Annotated in this window: 21 protein-coding genes, 1 riboswitch and 1 other annotated feature; of the genes, 17 read left to right on the plus strand and 4 right to left on the minus strand. The window is 61.4% G+C overall.

The window, feature by feature from the left end:
• The coding region (locus Q0K15_RS05685) for an aldehyde dehydrogenase family protein (RefSeq protein WP_294513595.1) at positions 1-1,476 on the minus strand (1,476 nt) is incomplete at its 3' end.
• A 551-nt stretch (positions 1,477-2,027) separates the two neighbouring features.
• Positions 2,028-2,111, plus strand: a riboswitch (glycine riboswitch).
• A 145-nt stretch (positions 2,112-2,256) separates the two neighbouring features.
• On the opposite strand from Q0K15_RS05685, the gene gcvT reads away from it, so the two are divergent.
• The 5 genes from gcvT to lpdA are packed head-to-tail and all read left to right on the plus strand — an operon-like array spanning position 2,257 to position 7,961.
• Positions 2,257-3,357 (plus strand): glycine cleavage system aminomethyltransferase GcvT, encoded by a 1,101-nt coding sequence (gcvT, locus tag Q0K15_RS05690; RefSeq protein WP_294513598.1) that lies wholly within the window; start codon positions 2,257-2,259, stop codon positions 3,355-3,357.
• A 42-nt stretch (positions 3,358-3,399) separates the two neighbouring features.
• On the plus strand, positions 3,400-3,780 hold the full coding sequence (gene gcvH, locus Q0K15_RS05695) for a glycine cleavage system protein GcvH (RefSeq protein WP_294513600.1): 381 nt from the start codon (positions 3,400-3,402) through the stop codon (positions 3,778-3,780).
• 39 nt (positions 3,781-3,819) lie between these two features.
• Positions 3,820-5,133 carry an aminomethyl-transferring glycine dehydrogenase subunit GcvPA gene (gene gcvPA, locus Q0K15_RS05700; protein ID WP_294513603.1) on the plus strand — a complete coding sequence of 438 codons (1,314 nt, stop codon included), beginning with the start codon at positions 3,820-3,822 and terminating at the stop codon, positions 5,131-5,133.
• Positions 5,134-6,582: an aminomethyl-transferring glycine dehydrogenase subunit GcvPB gene (gene gcvPB, locus Q0K15_RS05705; RefSeq protein WP_294513606.1), complete on the plus strand. Its 1,449-nt coding sequence runs from the start codon at positions 5,134-5,136 to the stop codon at positions 6,580-6,582.
• Positions 6,579-7,961, plus strand: coding sequence for a dihydrolipoyl dehydrogenase (lpdA, locus tag Q0K15_RS05710; protein WP_294513609.1), 1,383 nt, complete (start codon positions 6,579-6,581; stop codon positions 7,959-7,961). Before gcvPB ends, lpdA begins: the two co-directional genes overlap by 4 nt.
• Positions 7,962-8,021: 60 nt before the next feature.
• On the opposite strand, the gene Q0K15_RS05715 is transcribed toward lpdA, so the two are convergent.
• Complete coding sequence (locus Q0K15_RS05715) at positions 8,022-8,213, minus strand: helix-turn-helix transcriptional regulator (RefSeq protein ID WP_294513612.1); 192 nt, start codon at positions 8,211-8,213, stop codon at positions 8,022-8,024.
• Between the two features lie 2 nt (positions 8,214-8,215).
• Positions 8,216-8,506: a hypothetical protein gene (locus Q0K15_RS05720; RefSeq protein ID WP_294513615.1), complete on the minus strand. Its 291-nt coding sequence runs from the start codon at positions 8,504-8,506 to the stop codon at positions 8,216-8,218.
• A gap of 170 nt (positions 8,507-8,676) precedes the next feature.
• Here Q0K15_RS05720 and gluQRS point away from each other — a divergent pair, with 170 nt between their 5' ends.
• The 9 genes from gluQRS (at position 8,677) to Q0K15_RS05765 (ending at position 19,913) form a co-directional block, all read left to right on the plus strand.
• Complete coding sequence (gene gluQRS, locus Q0K15_RS05725) at positions 8,677-9,597, plus strand: tRNA glutamyl-Q(34) synthetase GluQRS (RefSeq protein WP_294513619.1); 921 nt, start codon at positions 8,677-8,679, stop codon at positions 9,595-9,597.
• A 227-nt stretch (positions 9,598-9,824) separates the two neighbouring features.
• Positions 9,825-11,480, plus strand: a complete 1,656-nt coding sequence (locus Q0K15_RS05730; protein ID WP_294513622.1) for a Na+/H+ antiporter NhaC family protein — start codon at positions 9,825-9,827, stop codon at positions 11,478-11,480.
• A gap of 310 nt (positions 11,481-11,790) precedes the next feature.
• Complete coding sequence (locus tag Q0K15_RS05735) at positions 11,791-13,452, plus strand: Na+/H+ antiporter NhaC family protein (RefSeq protein WP_294513627.1); 1,662 nt, start codon at positions 11,791-11,793, stop codon at positions 13,450-13,452.
• 240 nt (positions 13,453-13,692) lie between these two features.
• Positions 13,693-13,918 (plus strand) — a binding site (T-box leader).
• 76 nt (positions 13,919-13,994) lie between these two features.
• Entirely contained in the window at positions 13,995-14,582 is a 588-nt protein-coding gene (locus Q0K15_RS05740; protein ID WP_294513630.1) for a hypothetical protein, read from the plus strand.
• Positions 14,583-14,645: 63 nt separating this feature from the next.
• A complete protein-coding gene (locus tag Q0K15_RS05745; RefSeq protein WP_294513633.1) occupies positions 14,646-17,291 on the plus strand; it encodes a valine--tRNA ligase in 2,646 nt (881 codons plus the stop codon).
• Between the two features lie 38 nt (positions 17,292-17,329).
• Positions 17,330-18,286, plus strand: a complete 957-nt coding sequence (locus tag Q0K15_RS05750) for a diguanylate cyclase (protein ID WP_294513635.1) — start codon at positions 17,330-17,332, stop codon at positions 18,284-18,286.
• 128 nt (positions 18,287-18,414) lie between these two features.
• A complete protein-coding gene (locus Q0K15_RS05755; protein ID WP_294513639.1) occupies positions 18,415-18,720 on the plus strand; it encodes an anti-sigma factor antagonist in 306 nt (101 codons plus the stop codon).
• A 45-nt stretch (positions 18,721-18,765) separates the two neighbouring features.
• Entirely contained in the window at positions 18,766-19,206 is a 441-nt protein-coding gene (gene spoIIAB, locus Q0K15_RS05760; RefSeq protein WP_294513642.1) for an anti-sigma F factor, read from the plus strand.
• Positions 19,203-19,913 carry a sigma-70 family RNA polymerase sigma factor gene (locus Q0K15_RS05765; protein WP_294513645.1) on the plus strand — a complete coding sequence of 237 codons (711 nt, stop codon included), beginning with the start codon at positions 19,203-19,205 and terminating at the stop codon, positions 19,911-19,913. The genes spoIIAB and Q0K15_RS05765 overlap by 4 nt, the downstream gene beginning before the upstream one ends.
• A 716-nt stretch (positions 19,914-20,629) precedes the next feature.
• On the opposite strand, the gene Q0K15_RS05770 is transcribed toward Q0K15_RS05765, so the two are convergent.
• The gene (locus tag Q0K15_RS05770) at positions 20,630-20,773 is read right to left on the minus strand and encodes a hypothetical protein (protein WP_294513649.1); all 144 of its coding nucleotides are present in this window, start codon (positions 20,771-20,773) and stop codon (positions 20,630-20,632) included.
• Between the two features lie 162 nt (positions 20,774-20,935).
• Here Q0K15_RS05770 and Q0K15_RS05775 point away from each other — a divergent pair, with 162 nt between their 5' ends.
• The 3 genes from Q0K15_RS05775 to larA all read left to right on the plus strand — a co-directional run bounded on the left by Q0K15_RS05775 (position 20,936) and on the right by larA (position 23,665).
• Positions 20,936-21,901 (plus strand): glycosyltransferase family 2 protein, encoded by a 966-nt coding sequence (locus Q0K15_RS05775; RefSeq protein ID WP_294513653.1) that lies wholly within the window; start codon positions 20,936-20,938, stop codon positions 21,899-21,901.
• On the plus strand, positions 21,885-22,298 hold the full coding sequence (locus tag Q0K15_RS05780) for a GtrA family protein (protein ID WP_294513656.1): 414 nt from the start codon (positions 21,885-21,887) through the stop codon (positions 22,296-22,298). Before Q0K15_RS05775 ends, Q0K15_RS05780 begins: the two co-directional genes overlap by 17 nt.
• Before the next feature lie 128 nt (positions 22,299-22,426).
• A complete protein-coding gene (gene larA / locus Q0K15_RS05785) occupies positions 22,427-23,665 on the plus strand; it encodes a nickel-dependent lactate racemase (protein WP_294513659.1) in 1,239 nt (412 codons plus the stop codon).
• Positions 23,666-23,717: the final 52 nt, after the last annotated feature.

Genomic DNA, 23,717 nt, shown 5'->3' on the forward strand with positions numbered 1-23,717 from the left:
GGGATAGAAGCCAGAGGGGGCTTCGGAGAGGTTGATCATGATGTTCTTCATCTGGGTGTAGTGCTCCAGGATGACCTTGTGGGTCTCGCGTCCGATGCCGGAAGCCTTGTAGCCGCCAAAGGGGGCGCCCTCGGGGATGGCGTTGTAGGTGTTGACCCACATACGGCCGGTCTCGATGCCGCGGGAGACCCGGATGGCCCGGTTGATGTCCCGGGTCCAGACGGCGCCGCCCAGGCCGTAGCTGCTGTCATTGGCCATGGCGATGACCTCGTCCTCGTCGTGGAACTTGATGACACAGGCCACCGGCCCAAAGATCTCCTCCTGGGCCACCCGCATCTTGTTGTCCACGTCCACCAGCAGGGTGGGCTTCATGAAGCAGCCCTTGGCCAGATCGCCCTCGGTGGCGCGTTCACCGCCGCAGGCCACCTTGGCGCCCTCCTGCTTGCCGATCTCGATGTAGCTCAGGATCTTCTTGACCTGGTTCTCGTTGATCTGGGCGCCCATCTGGGTGTCCTTTTCCCAGGGCATGCCAACCTTGACCTGGTTGAAGCGGCGGGCGGCCTCCTCCACGAACTTGTCATAGATGGTGTCCTGGACAAAGACACGGGAACCGGCGCAGCAGACCTGCCCCTGGTTGAAGAGAATACCCAGCTGCACGCCGTCCATGGCCATGTCCCACTTGCAGTCGTCGAAGTAGATGTTGGCGCTCTTGCCGCCCAGCTCCAGGGTGGAGGGGATGAGCCGCTCGGCGGCGGCCCGGGCCACGTTGCGGCCCACCTCGGTGGAGCCGGTGAAGGCCAGCTTCCGGAAGCCGGGGTGGTCCAGAATGTACTGTCCGGCCTTGGAGCCGGAGCCGGTAATGACGTTGAAGACGCCGGCGGGGATCACGTCCTGGGTCAGACGGGCCAGCTCCAGCACGCTCAGGGGGGTGTCGCTGGAGGGCTTAAAGACGGTGCAGCAGCCGGCGGCCAACACAGGGGCCAGTTTCCAGGCGGCCATCAGGAAGGGGAAGTTCCAGGGCACGATCTGCCCCACCACACCGATGGGCTCCCGGAGGATCAGGGAGAGGGTGCTCCCCTCCAGAATGTTGGCGGAGCCCTCCTCGGCCATGATACAGCCGGCGAAGTAGCGGAAGTGACGGACGGAATAGGGGATGTCGATGGCCATGGTCTCACGGATGGGCTTGCCGTTATCCAGAGACTCCACCATGGCCAGATGCTCGGCGTTCTGCTCGATGATGTCAGCCACCTTGTTCAGAATGGCGGCTCGCTCATTGGTGGTGATGTTCTTCCAGGTCTTGAAGGCCTCCCAGGCTGCGGTGACGGCGGTATCCACATCCTCCTTGGTGGCCTGGGCACAGGTAGCCAGATGTTCACCGTTGGCGGGGCAGCGGGTCTCAAAGGTGGCGCCGTCGCCGGCGGGGACCCACTTGCCGTTGATGTAAAGTCCATAATTCTCCTGCGTGATCCGTTCCATGGTGATACTCCTTTCTCGACAGAAATGACCAAGCAAACGGGTTGGTCTTCTGAGTGATGTTCCCAAGTGGAAGTATATCATTTTGCACAATTAAGTCAATAGATAAAATTTTGAAAATGAATAGAAATAAAAAAATATTTTATACAGATGCTTATTACATAAAAAATTAAATAAAATAGAGGAAAATAATTGTAAATAATATAATATAGATGTGTTCTGATGTATAGAACAAATAAGAGAAAAAACATAAAATTGGCACCACCAATTAGAAAATGAAACATGTAGCCCGCCGTCGGCATAGGCGCTATTTGTTGCGGTCAGAAAGCAGATGCTCGGGGAAGGGGAGACATAGCGGCTGTTTCGCGGCCCGAAAAGGCAGATTTATATGCCGGGATCATGCAGTCAAAGCGACGCCTCCCCAAGGCGTTGGGATCGTTCGTGCCTGTATGATAGAGGGATTGGGTATCATAACAGCGGGCAATCTGTGTCCAATTCCTACTTGCAAAGGGCGAAGTCATCCGGTATACTGAAAGGGAAAAGAATAAGTTCGAATGATGGCATCGGGAGAGACCGCCCAGGCGGCGCCGAAGGGGATTGGCAGAAAAACTCTCAGGCAAAAGTACCGGTGCCGGACGAAACTCCGAAGACCAAAGGGGCGCGTGCCCCGGCGGACCGAAGAAGCAATTTGCTCTGCCGGGGGCAAAGAATCTTTCAGGTGAGAAGACGGAGGCGTGCCTTTGCTTGGCGCGCCTCCGTTTTGCATTTTTTGTCCTACCAATTTTGAGAAAGAAGGGATCGCCAATAAAGAAGACGCCGCTGTATGACCGCCATGTGGATCTGGGCGGCAAGATCGTCCCCTTTGCGGGCTACCTGCTGCCGGTCCAGTACCCCACCGGTGTCATCGCTGAGCACATGGCCGTCCGCACCGCTGCCGGGCTCTTTGACGTCTCCCACATGGGGGAGCTGGTCTTTACCGGCCCGGACGCCCTCAAAAACCTCAACCACATGCTCACCAATGACTTCACCAACATGACCGACGGCCAGGTCCGCTACTCCCCCATGTGCAACGACGCCGGCGGCTGCGTGGACGATCTCATCGTCTACAAGGTCCGGGAGGGGGCCTATCTGGTGGTGGTCAACGCCGCCAACAAGGATAAGGATGCCGCCTGGATGGCGGAACACCTCTTTGGGGACTGCAAAATGGAGGATATCTCGGATACTGTAGCCCAAGTAGCCCTCCAGGGGCCCAGCTCCAAGGAAATCCTTCTGAAACTGGTGGGAGAGGAGGATCTGCCCAAGAAGTATTACAGCTTTATCCCCCAGATCACAGTGGGCGGCATCCAGTGCCTCATCTCCCGCACCGGCTACACCGGGGAGTCCGGCTACGAGCTCTACTGCGCCGCCGGGGAGGGGCCCGCCCTGTGGGACCTGCTGCTGGAGACGGGGAAGGACCTGGGGCTCATCCCCTGCGGCCTGGGCGCCCGGGACACCCTGCGGCTGGAGGCCGCCATGCCCCTCTACGGCCACGAACTCACCGACGACGTCGGCCCTCTGGAGGCGGGCCTGGACTTTGCCATCAAGCTGAACAAGGACGACTTCATCGGCAAGGCCGGCCTGGAGGGCCGACTGCCCCTCACCAGGACCCGGGTGGGCCTGGAGGTCACCGGTCGGGGCATCGTTCGGGAGCACCAGGACGTCTATATCGGGGACCAGCTGGCGGGGCAGACTACTTCCGGTACCCATGCCCCCTTCCTGGGCAAGGCCATCGCCATGGCCTACCTGTCCCCGGCGGACGCCGCCGTGGGCACCCAGGTGGAGGTGGACGTCCGGGGCCGCCGGGTGCCCTGCAAGGTGGTGCCCCTGCCCTTCTATAAGCGCTGAACCGAACACATAAATATCATGTAATTTAAGGAGGAATTTACCATGAATACCCCCGATCATCTCCGCTATACCAAGTCCCACGAGTGGATCCTCTTCGCCGACGACGGCACCGCCAAGGTGGGCCTCACCGACCACGCCCAGGATGCCCTGGGAGACCTGGTCTTTGTGAACCTGCCCCAGGTGGGGGACGCCCTGACCTGCGGCGAGGCCCTGGGCGACGTGGAGTCGGTGAAGGCCGTCTCCGACGTGTACAGTCCCGTCACCGGCACCGTAAAGGCGGTCAATGAGGACCTGCTGGACACCCCAGAGGCCATCAATTCCGACCCCTATGGCGCCTGGCTGGTGGAGGTGGAGAACATCACTGACCAGGAGGAGCTGCTGGACGCCGCCGCCTACCAGGACCACTGCGCCCAGGAGGACTGACCCACAGAAGGAAAAACGGAAAGGAGCTGATCCAAGGACATGGGAAGCTATCAGCCATCCACCCAGGAAGAGCGCCAGGCCATGCTGGAGGCCATCGGCTGCCAGAGCATGGACGACCTCTACGCCCAGGTGCCGCCGCAGATGCGTCTGGACCACCTGGACCTGCCCGACGGCAAGAGCGAGCTGGAGGTCCGGCGCATCCTGGAGGGTATTGCCGCCAAGAACACGGTCTTCCCCTCGGTGTTCCGGGGGGCGGGGGCCTATAAGCACTATATCCCCGCCATCGTCAAGAGCGTCACCAGCAAGGAGACCTTCGTCACCGCCTACACCCCCTATCAGGCCGAGCTCTCCCAGGGGGTGCTCCAGTCCATCTTCGAGTACCAGACCATGATCTGCGCCCTCACCGGCATGGACGCCTCCAACGCCTCTATCTACGACGGCGCCTCCGCCGCCGCCGAGGCGGTGGCCATGTGCCGGGATCGTAAGCGGAGCACCGTCCTCATCTCCGCCGCCGCCCACCCTATGGTCCGCCGGACGGTGGAGACCTACTGCTTCGGAAACGGTATGGAGGTAAAGACCGTACCGGTAAAGAATGGCTTCACCGACACCCAGGCTCTCACGGACCTGCTGGATGATACGGTGGCCTGCTTCTACCTCCAGCAGCCCAACTACTTTGGCCGCATTGAGGCGGCCAAGGAGCTGGGGGAGGCTGCCCACGCTGCCGGAGCCAAATTCATCATGGGGGTCAACCCCATCGCCATGGCGGTGCTGAAAACCCCGGGGGAGTGCGGCGCCGACATCGCCGTGGGGGAGGGGCAGCCCCTGGGTATGCCCCTGAGCTTCGGCGGCCCCTATCTGGGCTTCATGGCGGCCACCTCTGCCCTCACCCGGAAGCTGCCTGGCCGCATCGTGGGTGAGACCACCGACCACGACGGCCGCCGGGCCTACGTCCTCACCCTCCAGGCCCGGGAGCAGCACATCCGCCGGGAGAAGGCCTCCTCCAACGTGTGCTCCAACCAGGCTTTGTGCGCCATGACCGCCGCCGTCTACCTGGCCGCCGTGGGGCCCGACGGCCTGCGGCAGGTGGCCGAGCGCTGCATGGCCCATGCCCGGTACGCCGCACAGAAGGTGTGCGACGTGCCCGGGTTCGACATGGTCTATCCCGGTCCCTACTTCCACGAGTTCGTCACCACCTGCCCCTGCAAGCCGGAGAAGCTGCTGACCGGTCTGGCCAAACGGGGCATCCTGGGTCCCCTCCCCCTGGAGGACGGCAACCTGCTGTGGTGCGCCACGGAGATGAATACCAGGGACGAGATCGACGCCCTGGAACAGGCCATTCGGGAGGTGGTATGAGTGGAACTGCTGTTTGAAAAGAGCCGGAAGGGCCGCCGCTGCGACCTGCTGCCGCCCCTGGACGTGCCCCCCGCCCATCTGATGGCGGGCATGGAGCGGGAGACGCCCCTGGACCTGCCGGAGCTCTCCGAGGTGGACCTGACCCGGCACTACTCCGCCCTGGAGCGCCGGGCCCACGGGGTGAACAACGGCTTCTACCCCCTGGGTTCCTGCACCATGAAGTACAATCCACGCATCAATGAAGAGCTCTCCGCCCTGCCCGGCTTCACCGGTGTCCACCCCACCCAGAGCGCCGACACCGCCCAGGGCTGCCTGGAGGTCCTCTATCTGGCTGAGGAGCTCTTATGCGAGATCACCGGCATGGACGCCATGACCTTCCAGCCCGCCGCCGGCGCCCACGGGGAATTTACCGCATTGCTGATGGTGAAGAAGTACCATCTGGACAGGGGGGATACCGCCCGGACCAAGATCCTGGTCCCCGACTCCGCCCATGGCACCAACCCGGCCTCCGCCGCCATGTGCGGCTTTACCGTGGTCAACGTGCCCTCCAACCCGGACGGAGGCGTGGACCTGGAGGCCCTGAAGGCCGCCGCGGGCCCCGATACCGCCGCCCTTATGCTCACCAACCCCAACACCCTGGGCCTCTTTGACCCCAACATCCTGGAGATCACACAGATCGTCCACGACGCCGGCGGCCTGTGCTACTACGACGGCGCCAACCTCAACGCCGTCATGGGCGTGGTCCGCCCTGGCGACATGGGCTTTGACCTGGTTCATCTGAACCTCCACAAGACCTTCTCCACTCCCCACGGCGGCGGCGGGCCGGGCTCCGGCCCCGTGGGCTGCAAGAAATTCCTTCAGGACTTCTTGCCGGTGTTCCACGTGGAGGAGGGGGGCGACGGCCTGGAGTTCAAGGACCCGGCCAAGAGCATCGGCAGCGTCAAGGTCTTTTACGGCAACTTCACTGTGGTGGTGAAGGCCCTGGCCTATATCCTCACCCTGGGTGCCCAGGGGATTCCCGAGGCCGCCAAGGGTGCGGTGCTCAACGCCAACTACCTGCGGGAGCAGCTGCGGGGGACCTACGACATCGCCTACGGCGACGGCCCCTGCATGCACGAGTTCGTGCTCACTCTCCACGACCTGAAGAAACAGACCGGCGTCTCCGCCATGGACGTGGCCAAGGCCCTCATCGACCACGGCATCCACCCGCCCACCATGTACTTCCCCCTCATCGTGGAGGAGGCCCTCATGTTCGAGCCCACCGAGACCGAGTCCCGGGAGACCCTGGATGAGGCGGCGGCGGTGCTCAGGGATATCCGGGCCCAGGCCGACGCCGATCCTGAGTCCCTCCACACCGCCCCCCACACCACGCCCATCGGACGGCCCGACGAGGTCAAGGCTGCCCGCCACCCGGTGCTGCGGTACACGCCGCCGGAGGGCAAGGCATGAGCTGGGACCTCATCGTCATCGGAGGTGGCCCCGGCGGCTACACTGCCGCCATCCGGGCCGCCCAGCTGGGGCTGCACACCGCCCTGGTGGAGCGGGACGCCGTGGGCGGCACCTGTCTTAACCGTGGGTGCATCCCGACGAAAACCCTCATCCACGCCGCCGAGCGGTATGAGGAGATGAAGGAGTGCGCCACCTTCGGCCTGCGGGCGGAGGGGGTCGCCTTCGACTACCCCGCCATGTGTGCCCGCCGGGACCAGGTGGTGGGCCAGCTCCGGGACGGCGTGGAGCGGCTGCTGAAGGGCAACCAGGTGGACCGCATCACCGGCACCGCCCGCATCCTGGGACCTGGTCGGGTCCAGGTGGGGGAGGAGGTGCTGGAGGGGACCAATATCCTCATCGCCACCGGCTCCCGGCCCGCCCTGCCCCCGGTGCCCGGGCTGGACCTGCCCGGTGTCCTCACCAGCGACGACCTGCTCACCGGGGATCGGTTCTATCCACGCCTGGCCATCATCGGCGGCGGCGTCATCGGCATGGAGTTTGCCGGGCTCTACCAGGCCCTGGGGGCGGAGGTCACCGTTCTGGAGGCCATGGAGCGGGTGCTCCCCACCCTGGACCGGGAGCTCTCCCAGAGCCTGAGCATGCTCATGAAAAAGAAGGGCGTGAAGCTGTGCGCCGGGGCCCGGGTGGAGCAGGTGGAGCAGGGGCCCGATGGCCTGGTCTGCACCTACACCGTGAAGGACAAGACCGAGTCGGTCACCGCCGACGCCGTGCTGGTGGCCACCGGCCGCCGGGCAAATACCGATGGGCTGTGTGCCCCGGAGGTGGACCTGGGCCTGGACCGGGGCGCCATCCCCGTGGACGGCCGCTTCCAGACCTGTGTCCCCGGCATCTTCGCCATCGGTGACGCGGTGAAGGGAAGTATCCAACTGGCCCACGCCGCCGCCGCCCAGGGCGTCAACGCCGTGAGCATGCTGGCGGGCCGGGAGCCGCCCATGGACCTCTCCGTGGTGCCCTCCTGCGTTTACGTCCGGCCGGAGATGGCCTCCGTGGGCCGCACCGAGGCCCAGTGCAAGGAGGCGGGTATCCCTGTAAAAACGGCCAAATACCTGACTGGCAGCAACAGCCGCAGCGTCATCACCGACGCGGGACGGGGTTTTATCAAGGTGCTCTATGACGGGGAGACCGGCGCAGTCCTGGGCGCCCAGCTTCTGTGCGAGCGGGCCACCGACCTGGTGGGGGAGTTTGCCTCCGCCATCTCCAGAGGGGAGACCCTGGAGGATATGGCTCGGGTGATCCATGCCCACCCCACCTTTGCCGAGGCCGTCGGCGAGGCGGCGGAGGCCGGACTGGGCCTGAGTATCCACCAGCTCAACCGGTAAGAAGAAAGATAAAAAGGACCGTTCGGTGCGTCGAACGGTCCTTTTTCTGCCCTTTTGCTGTCAGTCGGGGGTGAAGAGCCCATCCACCGTGGTGCCCAGGGTCCGGGCCAGACGGAAGGCCAGGGCCAGGGTGGGGTCGTACTTATTGTTCTCGATGGCGTTGATGGTCTGCCGGGAGACCCCGCAGGCCTTGGCCAGCTCTCCCTGGGAGAGCCCCTGGGCCTCCCGCAGGGCCTTGATCTCGTTTTCCATCCTCAACCACCATACCGGGCCCGGTGGTAGAGGAGAAAGCCGAAGTACATGGTGGCCATCACGGTGAGCAGGGTGAAGGGGTTAAGGGCCTCGTAGCCCCGGACGAAGTTCAGCACCACCCGGAGGAACAGATAGCCCGCTGTGCCGCCCAGGGTGGAGGCGCTGGCCTTCCAGACGATGAGCTGCCGCCGCTCATCCCCAGGGCGGACCAAGGAGACCACCAGGGCGGCGTCCAGGACAATGAGTCCCAGCAGCAGGAGCAGGAGCAGCCAGGGGATAAATTGGGTGAACATGGATGGGACCTCCTTTCTCGTGGTCAAACCTGAAGTGTCAAATTCTTTTTACATATCGAGCATAACAGATGGCAGGGGAGGTGTCAAGAGTATTTTACACTATTTGCAAATGGACGGTACCGTGGTACACTCAATGGGATCGAGAGAACAAGCAGAGGAGTGTGGAGCATATGGCGGAAAAGGGACGGTTTGCCCCCAGTCCCAGCGGACGGATGCACCTGGGAAATCTGTTTTCCTTCTATGTGGCCTGGCTGGATGCCCGGTCGGTGGGGGGGAAGGTGGTCCTGCGGATGGAGGACCTGGACCCGGACCGCACGGGAGAACGGTGGACTGGTCACATTGTAGAGGACCTGCGGTGGCTGGGCTTGGGCTGGGACGAGGGCTACGGCGTGGGAGGCCCCGACGGGCCCTACTGCCAGAGGGAGCGCACCGCCCTCTATGACGCCGCCTTTGAGAACCTGCGCGCCAAAGAGGCGGTCTACCCCTGTTGGTGCAGCCGGGCCCAGCGGCTGGCCGCCTCGGCGCCCCACCCCGGGGAGGAGAGGGACCTAGGGCACTGTCCCTGCCGGGACCTCTCCCGGGCGGAGCGGGAGGCAAAATCCATGGTAAAGGCGCCGGCCTGGAAGGTCGCCCTTCCCCACGAGACCGTCCGGTTTCGGGACCTCATCCAGGGCGAACAGGCCTTTGACCTGGCCCGGGACTGCGGCGACTTCGTGATCCGCCGGGCCGACGGAGTGTACGGTTACCAGCTGGCGGTGACGGTGGACGACGCCCTCATGGGGGTCACCCGGGTGGTGCGGGGACGGGACCTGCTGGACTCTGCCGCCCGGCAGATCTGGCTCATGGAGCAGTTGGGATACCATACGCCGGTCTATGCCCACGTGCCCCTCCTGATGGCTCCGGACGGCCGGCGCCTGTCCAAACGGGAGCGGGATCTGGATATGGGGGCTCTGCGGGAACGCTTCTCACCGGAATCTCTGCGCGAACTGCTCTGGAATCTGCTGCCCTTGCCAGACCACGGAGGAGAGGGACAAGACTTTTCCATTGATAAAGTTGGAAAAGAAGATATCTACATAGAGGTTTTGGAATGAATTTAAAAATTTTACAAGTTATTTACAAAAACTATACGCAAATTTGACACGGCAACACTTGTAATTTCGCACAAAAGCTGGTAGGGTTAGAGACGGGAATTGGTTTGGTTTTGCACAAATACCTTCGTATGGCACCTGTACTCGCGATCGGTTTGGGAAACAGCGTGAATCCTGTCCACGACACAGCATGTCTCCAATCACCGCATTATTTGAAAGGGAGGTTCACCATGCAAGGCACAAAGAGGAGGCTCATCCCCTTTATTCTGGTTTTAGCGGCAATCACCGGACTTTTGATGACCACGGCCTTCGCCGAAGGCGAAGCGGAATACGTCAGCAATTTCTTTGCGCAGCCCCTGTCTCTCCTGCCCCCTGTACTGGCCATTGCGCTGGCCCTGATCACCAAGGAAGTTTATACGTCTCTGTTCCTGGGCTGCCTGGTGGGCGGTTTTCTGTACGCCAACTTTAACCCCGTGCTGGCTGTCACCAGCGTGTATGACATGATCGCCTCCAAAGTGGGCGACAACATGGGCATCGTGGTATTCCTGGTGTCCCTGGGCTTCATCGTGGTGCTGATGAACCGCTCCGGCGGTTCCAAGGCCTACGGCGACTGGGCCAAGAAGGTCATCAAGACCCGCCGCGGGGCTCTGCTGGCCACTATGATCCTGGCTCTGGTGCTGGGCGTTGACGACTACTTCAACAACCTGACCACCGGTAACGTGATGCGCCCGGTGACCGACGGCCACAAGATCTCCCGCGCCAAGCTGGCCTACATGATCGACTCCACCGCGGCTCCCGTTTGTATCATGATGCCCATCTCTTCCTGGGCGGCGGCGGTGTCCGGTGTGGCTGAGTCCATGGAGGGCGTTTCCGGCCTGCAGCTGTTCATCAGCGCCATCCCCTGGAACTACTACGCCATCCTGACCATCTTCACCCTGATCATTCTGGCCGTCTTTGACATCGATTTTGGTCCCATGAAGGTCCACGAGGACAACGCCAAGCGGGGCGACATCTACACCACCCCCGAGCGGCCCTATGCCGATGCCGATGATGAGAGCAAGAACTCCACCAACGGTAAGGTCATCGATCTGATTATCCCCGTCATCGTGCTCATCGTCTCCTGCGTCAGCGGCCTGCTGTTTACCGGCGGCTTCTTCACCCCCGACAGCGGTACCTACATGAATGTGCTGGACGCCTTCGCCAACTGCTCCGCAGCTGACGGCCTGATGTACGGCTCCTTCATCGTGGTCATTTTCTGCTTCATCTATTTCCTGCTGCTCCGCCGGAGCATGAGCTTCACCCAGGTCACCGACTGTATCGCCGAGGGCTTTAAGGTCATGGTGCCCGCCATCCTGATCCTGACCTTCGCCTGGACCATCAGCGGTGTGACCAACGACCTGCTGGGCGCCAAGTTCTTCGTCGAGCACTTCATGCAGGCCTATGCTGAGTCCCTGGCGAACTTCCTGCCGGCCGTCATCTTCCTGGTGTCCGTGTTCCTGGCCTTCGCCACCGGCACCTCCTGGGGCACCTTCGGCATCCTGATCCCCATCGTGGTGGCCACCTTCGGCGTGGACGCCGGCACCATCCTCACCGTTGGCCTGGGCGCCTGCCTGGGCGGTGCGGTTATGGGCGACCACTGCTCTCCCATCTCCGATACCACCATCCTGGCCTCCACCGGCGCTCAGTGCTACCACCTCAACCACGTGAAGACCCAAATCCCCTATGCTTTGACCGTGGCTGCTGTTGCCTTTGTCAACCACATCCTGGCCGGTCTTATCCAGAACGTAGTCATCAACCTCATTATCGCGCTGGTTTCCATGTTCGCGGTGTTGATGATTATTCGCGCTGTAACTTCCAAGAATACGGCTCCTGTGGCGAGCAAGTAAGAACTTATTCCATTTGTATACAAGAGAGACGGGTAGAAACCCGTCTCTCTTTTTATGTTTTGCACAAGGGAACTCCGCAATTTAAACCGAAAAAGAAATGCAAAATCTTGCAATAAAACAAGAAAATATAGTCACATAATACAAAATGAACCTGTTATAAAAAGAAGTTTTTATGAAAATTGCTTGTCATTTGCAAAAAATTGTGTTATCCTACCTATGGGAATTGGTTTGGTTACCTCAGCACAGCAACACTCACGCATATGAAATCCACACCTTGAAAACTGCATATGTTGATAAAGGGAGGAACAACATGAGTAGAACCAAGAGGAATTTGATTCCCCTTCTTTTGGTCGTGGCAGCTCTGGCAGGGCTCCTGATGACCACCGCTTTCGCCGAAGGCGATACCGAGTACGTCAGCAATTTCTTCGCACAGCCACTGTCGCTTCTGCCCCCTGTGCTGGCCATTGTGCTGGCCCTGATCACCAAGGAAGTTTATACGTCTCTGTTCCTGGGCTGCCTGGTGGGCGGTTTCCTGTACGCCAACTTCAACCCTGTGTTGGCCGTCACCAGTGTGTATGACACCATCGCCTCCAAAGTGGGCGACAACATGGGCATCGTGGTATTCCTGGTGTCCCTGGGCTTCATCGTGGTGCTGATGAACCGCTCCGGCGGTTCCAAGGCCTACGGCGACTGGGCCAAGAAGGTCATCAAGACCCGCCGCGGGGCTCTGCTGGCCACTATGATCCTGGCTCTGGTGCTGGGCGTTGACGACTACTTCAACAACCTGACCACCGGTAACGTGATGCGCCCGGTGACCGACGGCCACAAGATCTCCCGCGCCAAGCTGGCCTACATGATCGACTCCACCGCGGCTCCCGTTTGTATCATGATGCCCATCTCTTCCTGGGCGGCGGCGGTGTCCGGTGTGGCTGAGTCCATGGAGGGCGTTTCCGGCCTGCAGCTGTTCATCAGCGCCATCCCCTGGAACTACTACGCCATCCTGACCATCTTCACCCTGATCATTCTGGCCGTCTTTGACATCGATTTTGGTCCCATGAAGGTCCACGAGGACAACGCCAAGCGGGGCGACATCTACACCACCCCCGAGCGGCCCTATGCCGATGCCGATGATGAGAGCAAGAACTCCACCAACGGTAAGGTCATCGATCTGATTATCCCCGTCATCGTGCTCATCGTCTCCTGCGTCAGCGGCCTGCTGTTTACCGGCGGCTTCTTCACCCCCGACAGCGGTACCTACATGAATGTGCTGGACGCCTTCGCCAACTGCTCCGCAGCTGACGGCCTGATGTACGGCTCCTTCATCGTGGTCATTTTCTGCTTCATCTATTTCCTGCTGCTCCGCCGGAGCATGAGCTTCACCCAGGTCACCGACTGTATCGCCGAGGGCTTTAAGGTCATGGTGCCCGCCATCCTGATCCTGACCTTCGCCTGGACCATCAGCGGTGTGACCAACGACCTGCTGGGCGCCAAGTTCTTCGTCGAGCACTTCATGCAGGCCTATGCTGAGTCCCTGGCGAACTTCCTGCCGGCCGTCATCTTCCTGGTGTCCGTGTTCCTGGCCTTCGCCACCGGCACCTCCTGGGGCACCTTCGGCATCCTGATCCCCATCGTGGTGGCCACCTTCGGCGTGGACGCCGGCACCATCCTCACCATCGGCCTGGGCGCCTGCCTGGCCGGCGCCGTGTGCGGCGATCACTGCTCCCCCATCTCCGATACCACCATCCTGGCCTCCACCGGCGCTCAGTGCTATCACCTCAACCACGTGAAGACTCAGCTGCCCTACGCGCTGACTGTGGCCGCTGTCTCTTTCGTGAACTACATTCTGGCTGGCCTGATTCAGAACGTGGTCATCAACCTCATTCTCGCGTTTGCCAGCATGTTCGCGGTACTGATGATCCTGCGTGCCACCATCGGCAAGGACAAGGTGGCTGCCCGGGCCGCAGCGAAATAACAGTATTTTCCCTTCTATCTCTCTCTGACTCAAGGCCGGAGCGCGTCGCAGAGCGATGCGCTCCGGCCTTTTTATACCGAACCCACGGTGTTGCGGAGTTTTGGATGCGGGAAAGGGGGAAAATTCCACGTTTTAAGCATGATGACTTGACTTTTTGCCTATGCCTGCCTATAATATTGTCTACCGAGCAAGGCTGTATCTGGGCCGGTTTCGGCGGCGAGGGCAGCTTTGCGCTCAGGTCAAAAGGCGATGAGGGGAAAGAGTACGTTTCGTCTCCAGGATGCAGAGAGGGGCCGGTCGGTGCAAGGCTCTCCGGAGCGGACGGAAGGTGGTCCCGGAGCTCTGCGGCCCAATGAATGCACAGGTATTCTGGTAAGCCGCGGCGTACGTCCACGTTACGGATAAAAGAGTGCGGACGCCCAGGCGCCCGAATTCAGGTGGTACCGCGGAGCGATCCGCCCTGAAGCCCAAAGGCTTCAGGGCGTTTTTCGTATCTGGGACAGAAAGGCGGTAGAAAGGGAATGGTCCGGTTTGAGGTCAGGATGACTGGGAAGACCTTCAACGCATGCACCGAGCAGTATATCCTGTTCAGACGCGCCCGGGAGATCGCCGGCGGCAGCTTCAAGATCGTGGTGCTGGCAGAGCTGGTCGTCGCTGTGGTGGCGCTGATCTTGGCGGTGACCCAGCAGAACGGGCTGGGCACGCGGATCTTCTTCCTCTTTGCGGCGGCGCTGCTGATCTGGAGAGCTGTGAGCAAGGTGCAAGGGAGTGACACCCGCAATTATATCAAAAAGGCCAGGACCCAGACCTTGCCGCCGGAGGAGGCGGAAAAGGAGCTGGTGGTGTCCTTCGACGAGGAGGGCTGCACCCTCCGGGCACCAGGAAGCACCCTGCCTGGTCAGGATGTGGAGGAACGGAATCTGTTTTCCTACAATCAGGTGACCGGCCTTTACCGCTCCGAGTCTTACTGCCTGGTCGCTTGTGACAAGGCAGCCAGCATCTGTTTTCCACTGGTCGGACTGACCGGAGGGACGCCGGAAGAGCTGACGGCATTTCTGGAGGAACGGTGTGGCCGGAAGGCTGCGCGCTATGAACTGGAGACCGAAAAATTCCAGGCGCTCCTTCGGTGATGCAGGGTGGCTGGTCCAACGCTGAAATCGAAATAAGAATAAGATATAGGATGTGAAACACCAATGAACAAGGAATTGCCAAAGGTCTATGAGCCCCAGGAGGTGGAGGGGCGTATCTATGAGATGTGGGAGAAAAACGGCTGCTTTGCCGGTCACCGGGACCCCGATAAGAAGCCCTTCACCATCGTTATGCCGCCCCCGAACGTGACGGGCCAGCTCCATATGGGCCATGCCATGGATTCCACCCTTCAGGATATCCTCATCCGCTTCAAGCGGATGGAGGGCTACGCCGCTCTGTGGGTGCCCGGCACCGACCACGCCGGTATCGCCACCCAGATCAAGGTGGAGGAGGAGCTCCGGAAGAACGAGGGCCTCACCCGCTACGACCTGGGCCGGGAGAAGTTCCTGGAGCGGGTGTGGGACTGGAAGAACAAGTACGGCAACCGCATCGTGGAGCAGCAGAAGAAGCTGGGCGCCTCCTGCGACTGGGACCGCTCCCGGTTCACCATGGACGAGGGACTCTCCAAGGCCGTGCGCCACGTCTTTGTCTCCCTCTACAAGAAGGGCCTCATTTATAAAGGAAGCCGCATCATCAACTGGTGCCCCCACTGCGTCACCGCCCTCTCTGACGCCGAGGTGGAGTACCAGGACAAGCCCGGCTTCTTCTGGCACATCCGCTACCCCATCCAGGGCGAGGAGGGCCGGTATGTCATCGTGGCCACCACCCGGCCCGAGACCATGCTGGGTGATACCGGCGTGGCCGTCCACCCCGACGATGAGCGGTATAAGGACATTGTGGGCAAGAAGTGCATCCTGCCCTTGGTGGGCCGGGAGATGCCCATCGTGGCCGACGAGTACGTGGATATGGAGTTCGGCACCGGCTGTGTGAAGATGACTCCCGCCCACGACCCCAACGACTTCGAGGTGGGCCTGCGCCAGAACCTGGAGACCATCCGGGTGCTGGACGACAACGGAAAAATTGTGGAGGGCTATGGCAAGTACTCCGGCATGGACCGCTATGAGGCCCGGAAGGCCATCGTGGCCGACCTGGAGGAGCAGGGCTATCTGGTGAAGGTGGAGCCCCACCAGCACAACGTGGGTACCTGCTACCGGTGCCACAGCGACGTGGAGCCCCTCATCTCCGCCCAGTGGTTCGTGAAGATGGAGCCTCTGGCCAAGGAGGCCCTGCGGGTGGTCAACGACGGCGAGGTCAAGTTTGTCCCCGACCGGTTCTCCAAGACCTACACCAACTGGATGGAGAACGTCCACGACTGGTGCATCTCCCGTCAGCTCTGGTGGGGCCATCAGATCCCCGCCTGGACCTGCCAGGACTGCGGCCATATCACCGTGTCCGAGGAGGACCCCACCGAGTGCGAGCACTGCCACTCCAAAAATATCGTCCAGGAGGAGGACGTGCTGGACACCTGGTTCTCCTCCGCTCTGTGGCCCTTCTCCACCCTGGGCTGGCCCGAGGAGACCGAGGACTTCAAGTATTTTTATCCCACCGACGTGCTGGTCACCGGCTACGACATCATTTTCTTCTGGGTGGCCCGGATGATCTTCTCCGGCTGTGAGCACACCGGAAAGCCCCCCTTCCACACCGTGTTCATTCACGGCCTGGTCCGGGATGACAAGGGACGGAAGATGTCGAAGAGCCTGGGCAACGGCATCGATCCCCTGGAGATCGCCAACCAGTACGGCGCCGACGCCCTGCGCTTCAACCTGGTCACCGGCAACTCCCCCGGAAACGACATGCGCTTCTACACCGAGCGGTGTGAGGCCATGCGCAACTTTGCCAACAAGATCTGGAACGCCAGCCGCTTCCTGATGATGAACCTGACCATCGAGAAGTGTGAGCTGCCCGAGCACCTTGAGATGGAGGACAAGTGGATTCTCTCCAAGCTCAACCGGGTCATCCCCGAGGTCACCGAGAACATGGACAAGTACGAGCTGGGCGTGGCAGCCCAGAAGGTGTACGACTTCATCTGGGACGATTACTGCGACTGGTATATCGAGCTCACCAAGTCCCGGCTCCAGGGCGAGGACCAGCAGGCCAAGGAGAACGCCCAGAAGGTGCTGTGCTATGTCCTCACCGATATCCTCAAGCTCCTCCACCCCTTTATGCCCTTCCTCACCGAGGAGATCTGGCAGGCGCTGCCCCACGAGGGCGACTTCCTCATGCTCCAGAAGTGGCCTGAGCACCATGTGGAGCTGGACTTCCCCCAGGAGGAGAAGGCGATGGAGCTGATTATGGACGCCATCGGCGCCGTGCGCACCCGCCGCTCCGAGATGAACGTGCCCCCCAGCAAGAAGGCACACCTCACTGTGGCGACCCTGGAGCGGGAGATCTTTGAGGCAGGCATTCCCTTCCTCAAGCGCCTGGCTTATGCCAGCGACGTCACCATCACCGGCATGTCCGGAGCGGGTTCTGACGGCGAGGAGAACGGCAAGGGCATGGTCACCGTCATCACCCATGCCGCCCGCATCTCCATGCCCATGGCAGAGCTGGTGGATATGGAAAAGGAGAAGGCACGGCTGGAGAAGCAGCTGGGCAAGGACAAGGCTGAGCTGGACAAGCTCAACACCAAGCTGAACAACCCCGGCTTTGTGAACAAAGCCCCCGCCAACGTGGTGGAAGCCGAGCGGGAGCGGGCGGAGAAGCTGGCAGCTGTGATCGCGAAACTGGAAGAGCAGCTGGCTGGCATGTGAATCAGCACAATGGCCCCTTCACACAGGAGGAAAACACGATGGACCTATGCAAGCGCACACAGCAGTTATGGCGTGCCTATCTGATAGCGGAAGAGACAGAAGCCCTATCCCAGGTACTGGAGTGGATTGATCCAGACTGTGTGGTGATCGGCACCGGTCGGCATGAATACTATACCACCCGCCAGCAGCTCATTGAGGCTCTGGGAAAAGAAATCATGGAGCGGAAGGTGGTCCACCTGGAGATTGTGGACGAGTGGTACGCGCAGCGGGAGCTGGGGCCTGAGGTCTGCCTGGTATACGGTGGGCTGCACCTGAGGGTTGTCCAGACCGGGGAAACCTGTGCTGATATGGACACCCGGTTCAGCATGGTCTATCAGAAATTTGGGGAGGACTGGCGGGTGGTTCACCTCCACCAGTCTATGCCTGACCTGGAGCAGCAGGATGGGGAGTACTATCCCAAGACGCTCACCAAGCAGGTCCGGGAGGCACAGAATCTGGCGGAGCATATGCGCCGCCTGGCGCGGGAGGATTCTCTCACCGGACTGCTAAACCACCGGGCCTTCTTTGAAGAGGGAGCGCGATATGTGAAGCAGGGAGGAACCTTCTGGTGCTTTGTGCTGGACCTGGACGATTTCAAGCAGGTGAACGATAACCACGGTCACCTGGCGGGAGATGAGGTGCTCAGAAGGGTGGCCACGGTTCTGCGCTCCAGTGTCCGTGGTCAGGATCTGGTGGGGCGCGTAGGCGGCGACGAGTTTGCCATTCTGTGCTCCGGACCCAAAGGGGAAGATGAGATCGCCGCGGTGGCCCGCAGAATTTTGACCATGGTGGCCAAGGAGACGAATTTCGGTTTCATATGTCCGGGCCTATCCATCGGCATCGCCCGTGTCTATGACGCTGAGGATTTACGAGATGCCTTCCACCGTGCCGACAAGGCGCTCTATCAGGTGAAGGAGAATGACAAGAACGGATTCTCCATCGAACGGGTGGATTGACCAAAAAGCACGAGATCTTTGTCCCAGCCCCTGATTTTCGACGGGTTCATCACAGAAACAGGGTTATAATCGCAGTATACCAAATTTTGGTATACTGCGATTTTTTATGCCGGGAGGGGGGACAAGCTGTGGAACTGAGCTGCACGGGGGAGGACCGGGAGCTGTGTATTTCCCTGGCAGGAGAGGTGGATCACCACCGGGCCCGGGAGCTGATGGAGGGCATCGACCGGGAGGTGGGGACTCGCCTGCCCAGGCATCTGGTCCTGGACCTGGGGGGCGTGACCTTCATGGACAGCTCCGGCATCGCGGTGCTGCTGCGGGCCTACAAGCGGACGTCGGAGCTGGGAGGCACAGTGGTGGTGCGGAATGTGCCGGAGCAGGCGGTCAAGGTGCTCCGGGCCGCTGGTCTGGAGCGGCTCCTGCGTTTTGAATAAAGGAAGGGCCGGGCGATGCCGCCCGGCCGGGGAGGGATACATAGGATGAAACCTGTCAATACCGCTACCATCGAGTTTTTGAGCCGTTCGTCCAACGAGGGCTTTGCCCGGACGGTGGCGGCCTGCTTTGCGGCCCAACTGGACCCCACTCTGGATGAGATCAACGATATCAAGACCGCCGTCAGCGAGGCGGTGACCAATGCCATCGTCCACGCCTACCCGGAGGAGCTGGGAAAGGTGCGGCTGCGGCTGAAGCTCTTCGAGGACGGGCGGCTGGAGATCACCGTCCAGGACTGGGGGGTGGGCATCGCCGACGTGGAGCAGGCCCGGACGCCCCTCTTCACCACCGGAAACGAGGAGCGCTCCGGCATGGGGTTCACGATTATGGAGAGTTTTATGGATACGCTGAAGGTCCGCTCCAGGCCGGGGAAGGGGACCACCGTGGTCATGAGCCGGCGGCTGGCCCGGCGGCTGGGGAGCCGATGAAGGCGGCCGAGGCCGACGCCCTGCTGGAGGCCGCCCGGGGGGGCGACAACGATGCCTGTGAGCAGATGATGGAGGAAAACGCGGGCCTTATCTGGAGTGTGGTGCGGCGTTACTACGGCCGGGGCACCGACCCGGAGGACCTCTATCAGCTGGGCTGTCTGGGCTTTCTGAAGGCGGTCCGGGGCTTTGACCCCGCCTTTGGCTGTCAGTTTTCCACCTACGCCGTGCCCAAGATCGCCGGAGAGATCCGACGGTATCTCCGGGACGACGGGGCGGTGAAGGTGAGCCGGGGGGTGAAGGAGCGGGCGGGCGCCATCCGTCAGGCCCGGGACCGGCTGAGCCATACCCTGGGCCGGGAGCCCACCCTGTCGGAGCTGTCTGCGGAGACGGGACTGGAGCCGGAGGACATCGCCGCCGCCGAGGAGGCCAACCTGCCGGTGGCCTCCTTGCAGATGGAGGCGGGGGAGGACGGCTTCACCCTGGAGAGCATGCTGGGCACCGACGGCATGGAGGAGGGGGTGGTGGAGCGGCTGGCCCTCCGGGGGGCCATCGATGCCCTGCCCGAGCGGGAGCGGCAGGTCATTTTCCTGCGGTATTACAAGAACCTGACTCAGGACAAGACCGCCAAGGTCCTGGGGGTGAGCCAGGTCCAGATCTCCCGCATTGAGCGCAAGGCTATGGAGCACCTGCGCAAGGAGCTGGAGTAGTGCGCACCTTTGATGTAGGGGGCGTCAGGGACGGGAGAGACGGCTCAAAACCCATTTCTTTTTCCCTGCTGGAAAAAGAATGGTTTTTGGAATCCAAAGAAAAAGGGGCTCCCGTGGGGGTTGAGTGGCTCCAAATAGGAATCCGGCGGCCCGTCTTTACGCCCCCATAGAGGTCCAGCACCGTCCACAGGTGACTCCGCCGGCGGAACAGGGAAAGGCCGTGGTCCTATCCAACATTTTTTCGCCGCCTGCGTGGGTGGGTGGCGGGGCGTGGCGCCGCTGACTGGTATTCCTTCTATTGTGGAGCGTGGCTTCCCAGACGCACTACCCCCCTATGTAACCCACCCTCATCCGGCGGCTGAGCCGCCACCACGGGTTAAGGAAGAAGTCATTTCTTCTGACTGTCCACCAGACAGTCAGACCCCCTGCAAGGGGGAAGGTCTGAGAAAGCGCAGCCTGTAAAACCTTCCCCCCACAGGGGGGAAGGTGCCCCAGTGGGTACACTGGGGCGGATGAGGGGGCGAAGGATCGAGGAAAACGTAAATGTATCTGACTGATGCACTCTCACCCGTCATTTGCTCCGTAAATGCCACCTTCCCCCTGTCAGGGGGAAGGCTTTTCATTTCTCGGGCAGCAGGTTCAGCCGGCCCATGGAGATGCCCAGCTGAAGGCCCAGGAGAAAGGCCCGATCCGTCTCAAAGCCCGCCAGGGCATTTTCAGCGTCCGCCGCGGCCAGCTCGGAGCTGCGCCCACAGGACCTCCCCCTCCGCCTGGCACTGGCGGTAGTCTGGGTCGGCGGAAAGCCCCTCCCGCATATGACTCAGGGCGGTATCGGCCAAAAAACGCAGGGCATTGTCCATTATCATCACCTCTGTTTCTACAATAAACAAAAAATATACCACTTGTCAATGATAGCTTTTAGCAATATGTCAAATTGCACAATTGTAACTTATTTGGCCTTGCGCTATAATAATTTAACTGCTGACACCATTTGCAGGAAATTTTCTGGGAGGGCAGTTATCATGAGTGATACTCTCTATATTGTCGTCCCCTGTTATAACGAGGAGGCCGTGCTGCCGGAGACCGCCAAGCGGCTGGGGGAGAAGCTGACCAGCCTGACGGCGGCGGGGAAGGTCTCGGCGGAGAGCCGGGTCTTCTTTGTGAACGACGGCTCCAAGGACGGGACCTGGTCCATCATCACCGACCTGCACCAGCGCGACCGCCGGTTCTCCGGGGTGGACCTGAGCCGGAACCGGGGCCATCAGAACGCCCTGCTGGCGGGACTCATGACGGCCAAGGACCGGGCGGACATGGTCATCTCCATGGACGCCGACCTCCAGGACGACATCGACGCCGTGGACGCCATGGTGGACAAGTATTACGAGGGCTGCGACATCGTCTACGGCGTGCGCTCCGCCCGGGAGAAGGACACCTTCTTCAAGCGCGTTACCGCTGAGGGCTTTTACCGCTTTATGAGCTTTCTGGGGGCGGAGACGGTGTTCAACCACGCCGACTACCGCCTCATGTCCCGCCGTGCCCTGGAGGGCCTGGCGCAGTTCAAGGAGGTCAACCTCTTCCTGCGGGGCATCGTGCCCATGATCGGCTACACCACCGGCTATGTCTCCTATGAGCGGGGGGAGCGCTTCGCCGGGGAGAGCAAGTATCCCCTCAAAAAAATGCTCTCCTTTGCCCTGGAGGGCATCACCAGCCTCTCCACCAAGCCCATCCGGTACATCACCCTGCTGGGCTTTTTGGTCTTTCTGGTGAGTATCGTTATGCTCATCTATTCCATCGTCCGCTGGGCCATGGGGGAGACCATTCTGGGCTGGGCCAGCCTCATCTGCTCGGTGTGGGCCATCGGTGGGCTCATCCTGCTGTCTTTGGGGGTCATCGGCGAGTATATCGGCAAAATCTACCTGGAGACCAAGGCCCGGCCCCGGTTCCTGATCCGGGAGGTATTGGAGGAGCGGGATGAAGAAGCTCTTTGATGTGAGCATGCTCAAATTTCTCCTGGTGGGGGTGGGGAACACCCTCCTCTCCACGGTGCTCATGTTTGCCCTGGAGGATCTGGGCTTCTGGCCCTCCACCGCCATCGCCTATGTGGCGGGGGCGGTCATGAGCTTTTTCCTCAACAAGCACTTCACCTTCCACAGTGACGAGGTGCTGTGGCGAGCGGCGGTGAAATTCGCCGTCAACGTGGCGGTGTGCTATGTGGTGGGCTATGGCCTGGCCTGGCTCATCATGGACGACCTGGCCCCCTTCAGCCCTCTGCCGCAGGTGTGGTGGGAGCGGCTCTCCAAGCTGGTGGGCATGGGGCTCTATACCGTTTTCAATTACTTCGGGCAGCGCTTTTTCGCCTTCCGCCGAAGAGGTAGTACCACTTGACTTTCCCTGAGTAAAGTGCTACCATCGTAACGATGCTGGCGTCTTTTGACGCGATTCCCAGAGACAGAAGGCGAAAAAGATATGGAAACCATGAAATACAGCGATACCGCGTTCCCCGTGCATAGGTGGTGGCGGAGCTCCATGCCAACGCGGTGGATCTCCCCAAGCGGACGGTGCGGGAGCACATCGAGTACGCCCTGGACCACCCCATCGGCGCCGGCCCCATCGAGGAGGCTGTGCAGGCCGGGGACAAGGTGTGCATCATCATCTCAGACGTGACCCGGCGCTGGCAGCAGCCCAGCACCTACCTGCCCATCCTGGTGGAGCGGCTCAACCGGGCGGGCATCCCCGACGAGGACATCCTCATCCTCTGCGCCACCGGCACCCACCGGCGGCAGACCGAGGAGGAGCACATCTCCCTGGTGGGGGAGGACCTCTACCGCCGCATCCGGTTCATCGACCACCAGTGCGACGACAAGGAGCACCTCACCTATATGGGCGCCACCAGCCGGGGCACGCCGGTGTGGCTGGACAGCTATGCCATGGCCTGCGACAAGCTCATCCTCACCGGCGGCGTGGTCTATCACTTCCTGGCCGGCTTCGGCGGCGGCCGGAAGTCCATCGTCCCCGGCATCGCCGGCCGGGAGACCATCAACACCAACCACAACAACGCCCTGAATCCCGGCCTGGGCAGCGGCTCCAACCCCCGGGTCTGCAACGGCAACATGGGGGAGGACAACCCCTTCCACACCGACCTCATGGAGTGCGCCGCCTTTGCCAAGCCCGCTTACCTGCTCAACGTCATCGTGGATGACGATTACCAGATCGTGGGCGCCTTCGCCGGTGACTGGCGGGAGGCCCACAGGGCGGCGGCCAAGGTGGTGGAACAGCTGGACGGTGTGTCCATCCCCCACCGCACTCCTCTGGTCATCTCCAGCGCGGGAGGCTATCCCAAGGACATCAACCTCTATCAGACCTCCAAAACTCTGGCCAACGCCCTGGCCGCCGCCGCCCCAGGCGGCACCATGATCCTGCTCTCCCAGTGCCGGGAGGGCTTCGGCGACCCGGACTGCGAGGCCCAGATCTGCAACTATGATACCATGGAGGAGCGGGAAAAGGCCCTCCGGGCCGACTTCTCCATCGGCGGCTTCATTGGATTCCTCTTCGCCGAGACGGCGGAGCACTACCACCTGATCCTGGTCACCGATCTCCCCGCCGAGCGCTTCGGACGCACCAAAATCCAGGTGGCCCGGACCCTGGACGAAGCCTTGGAACTGGCCGCACGGTGTAACGGCGGCAGCCTGGCAGGGGTGGAGACCACCCTCATGCCTCACGGCGGCAGCACTGTCCCCCTACCCCAGGCGTAATGAGTTGAATACAGAAAAAATGGCCGCGGTCCGCGGCCATTTTTTTCTGCCC

Origin of the sequence: uncultured Intestinimonas sp. (genome assembly GCF_944387245.1) — a bacterium.
Taxonomy (GTDB): domain Bacteria; phylum Bacillota; class Clostridia; order Oscillospirales; family Oscillospiraceae; genus Intestinimonas.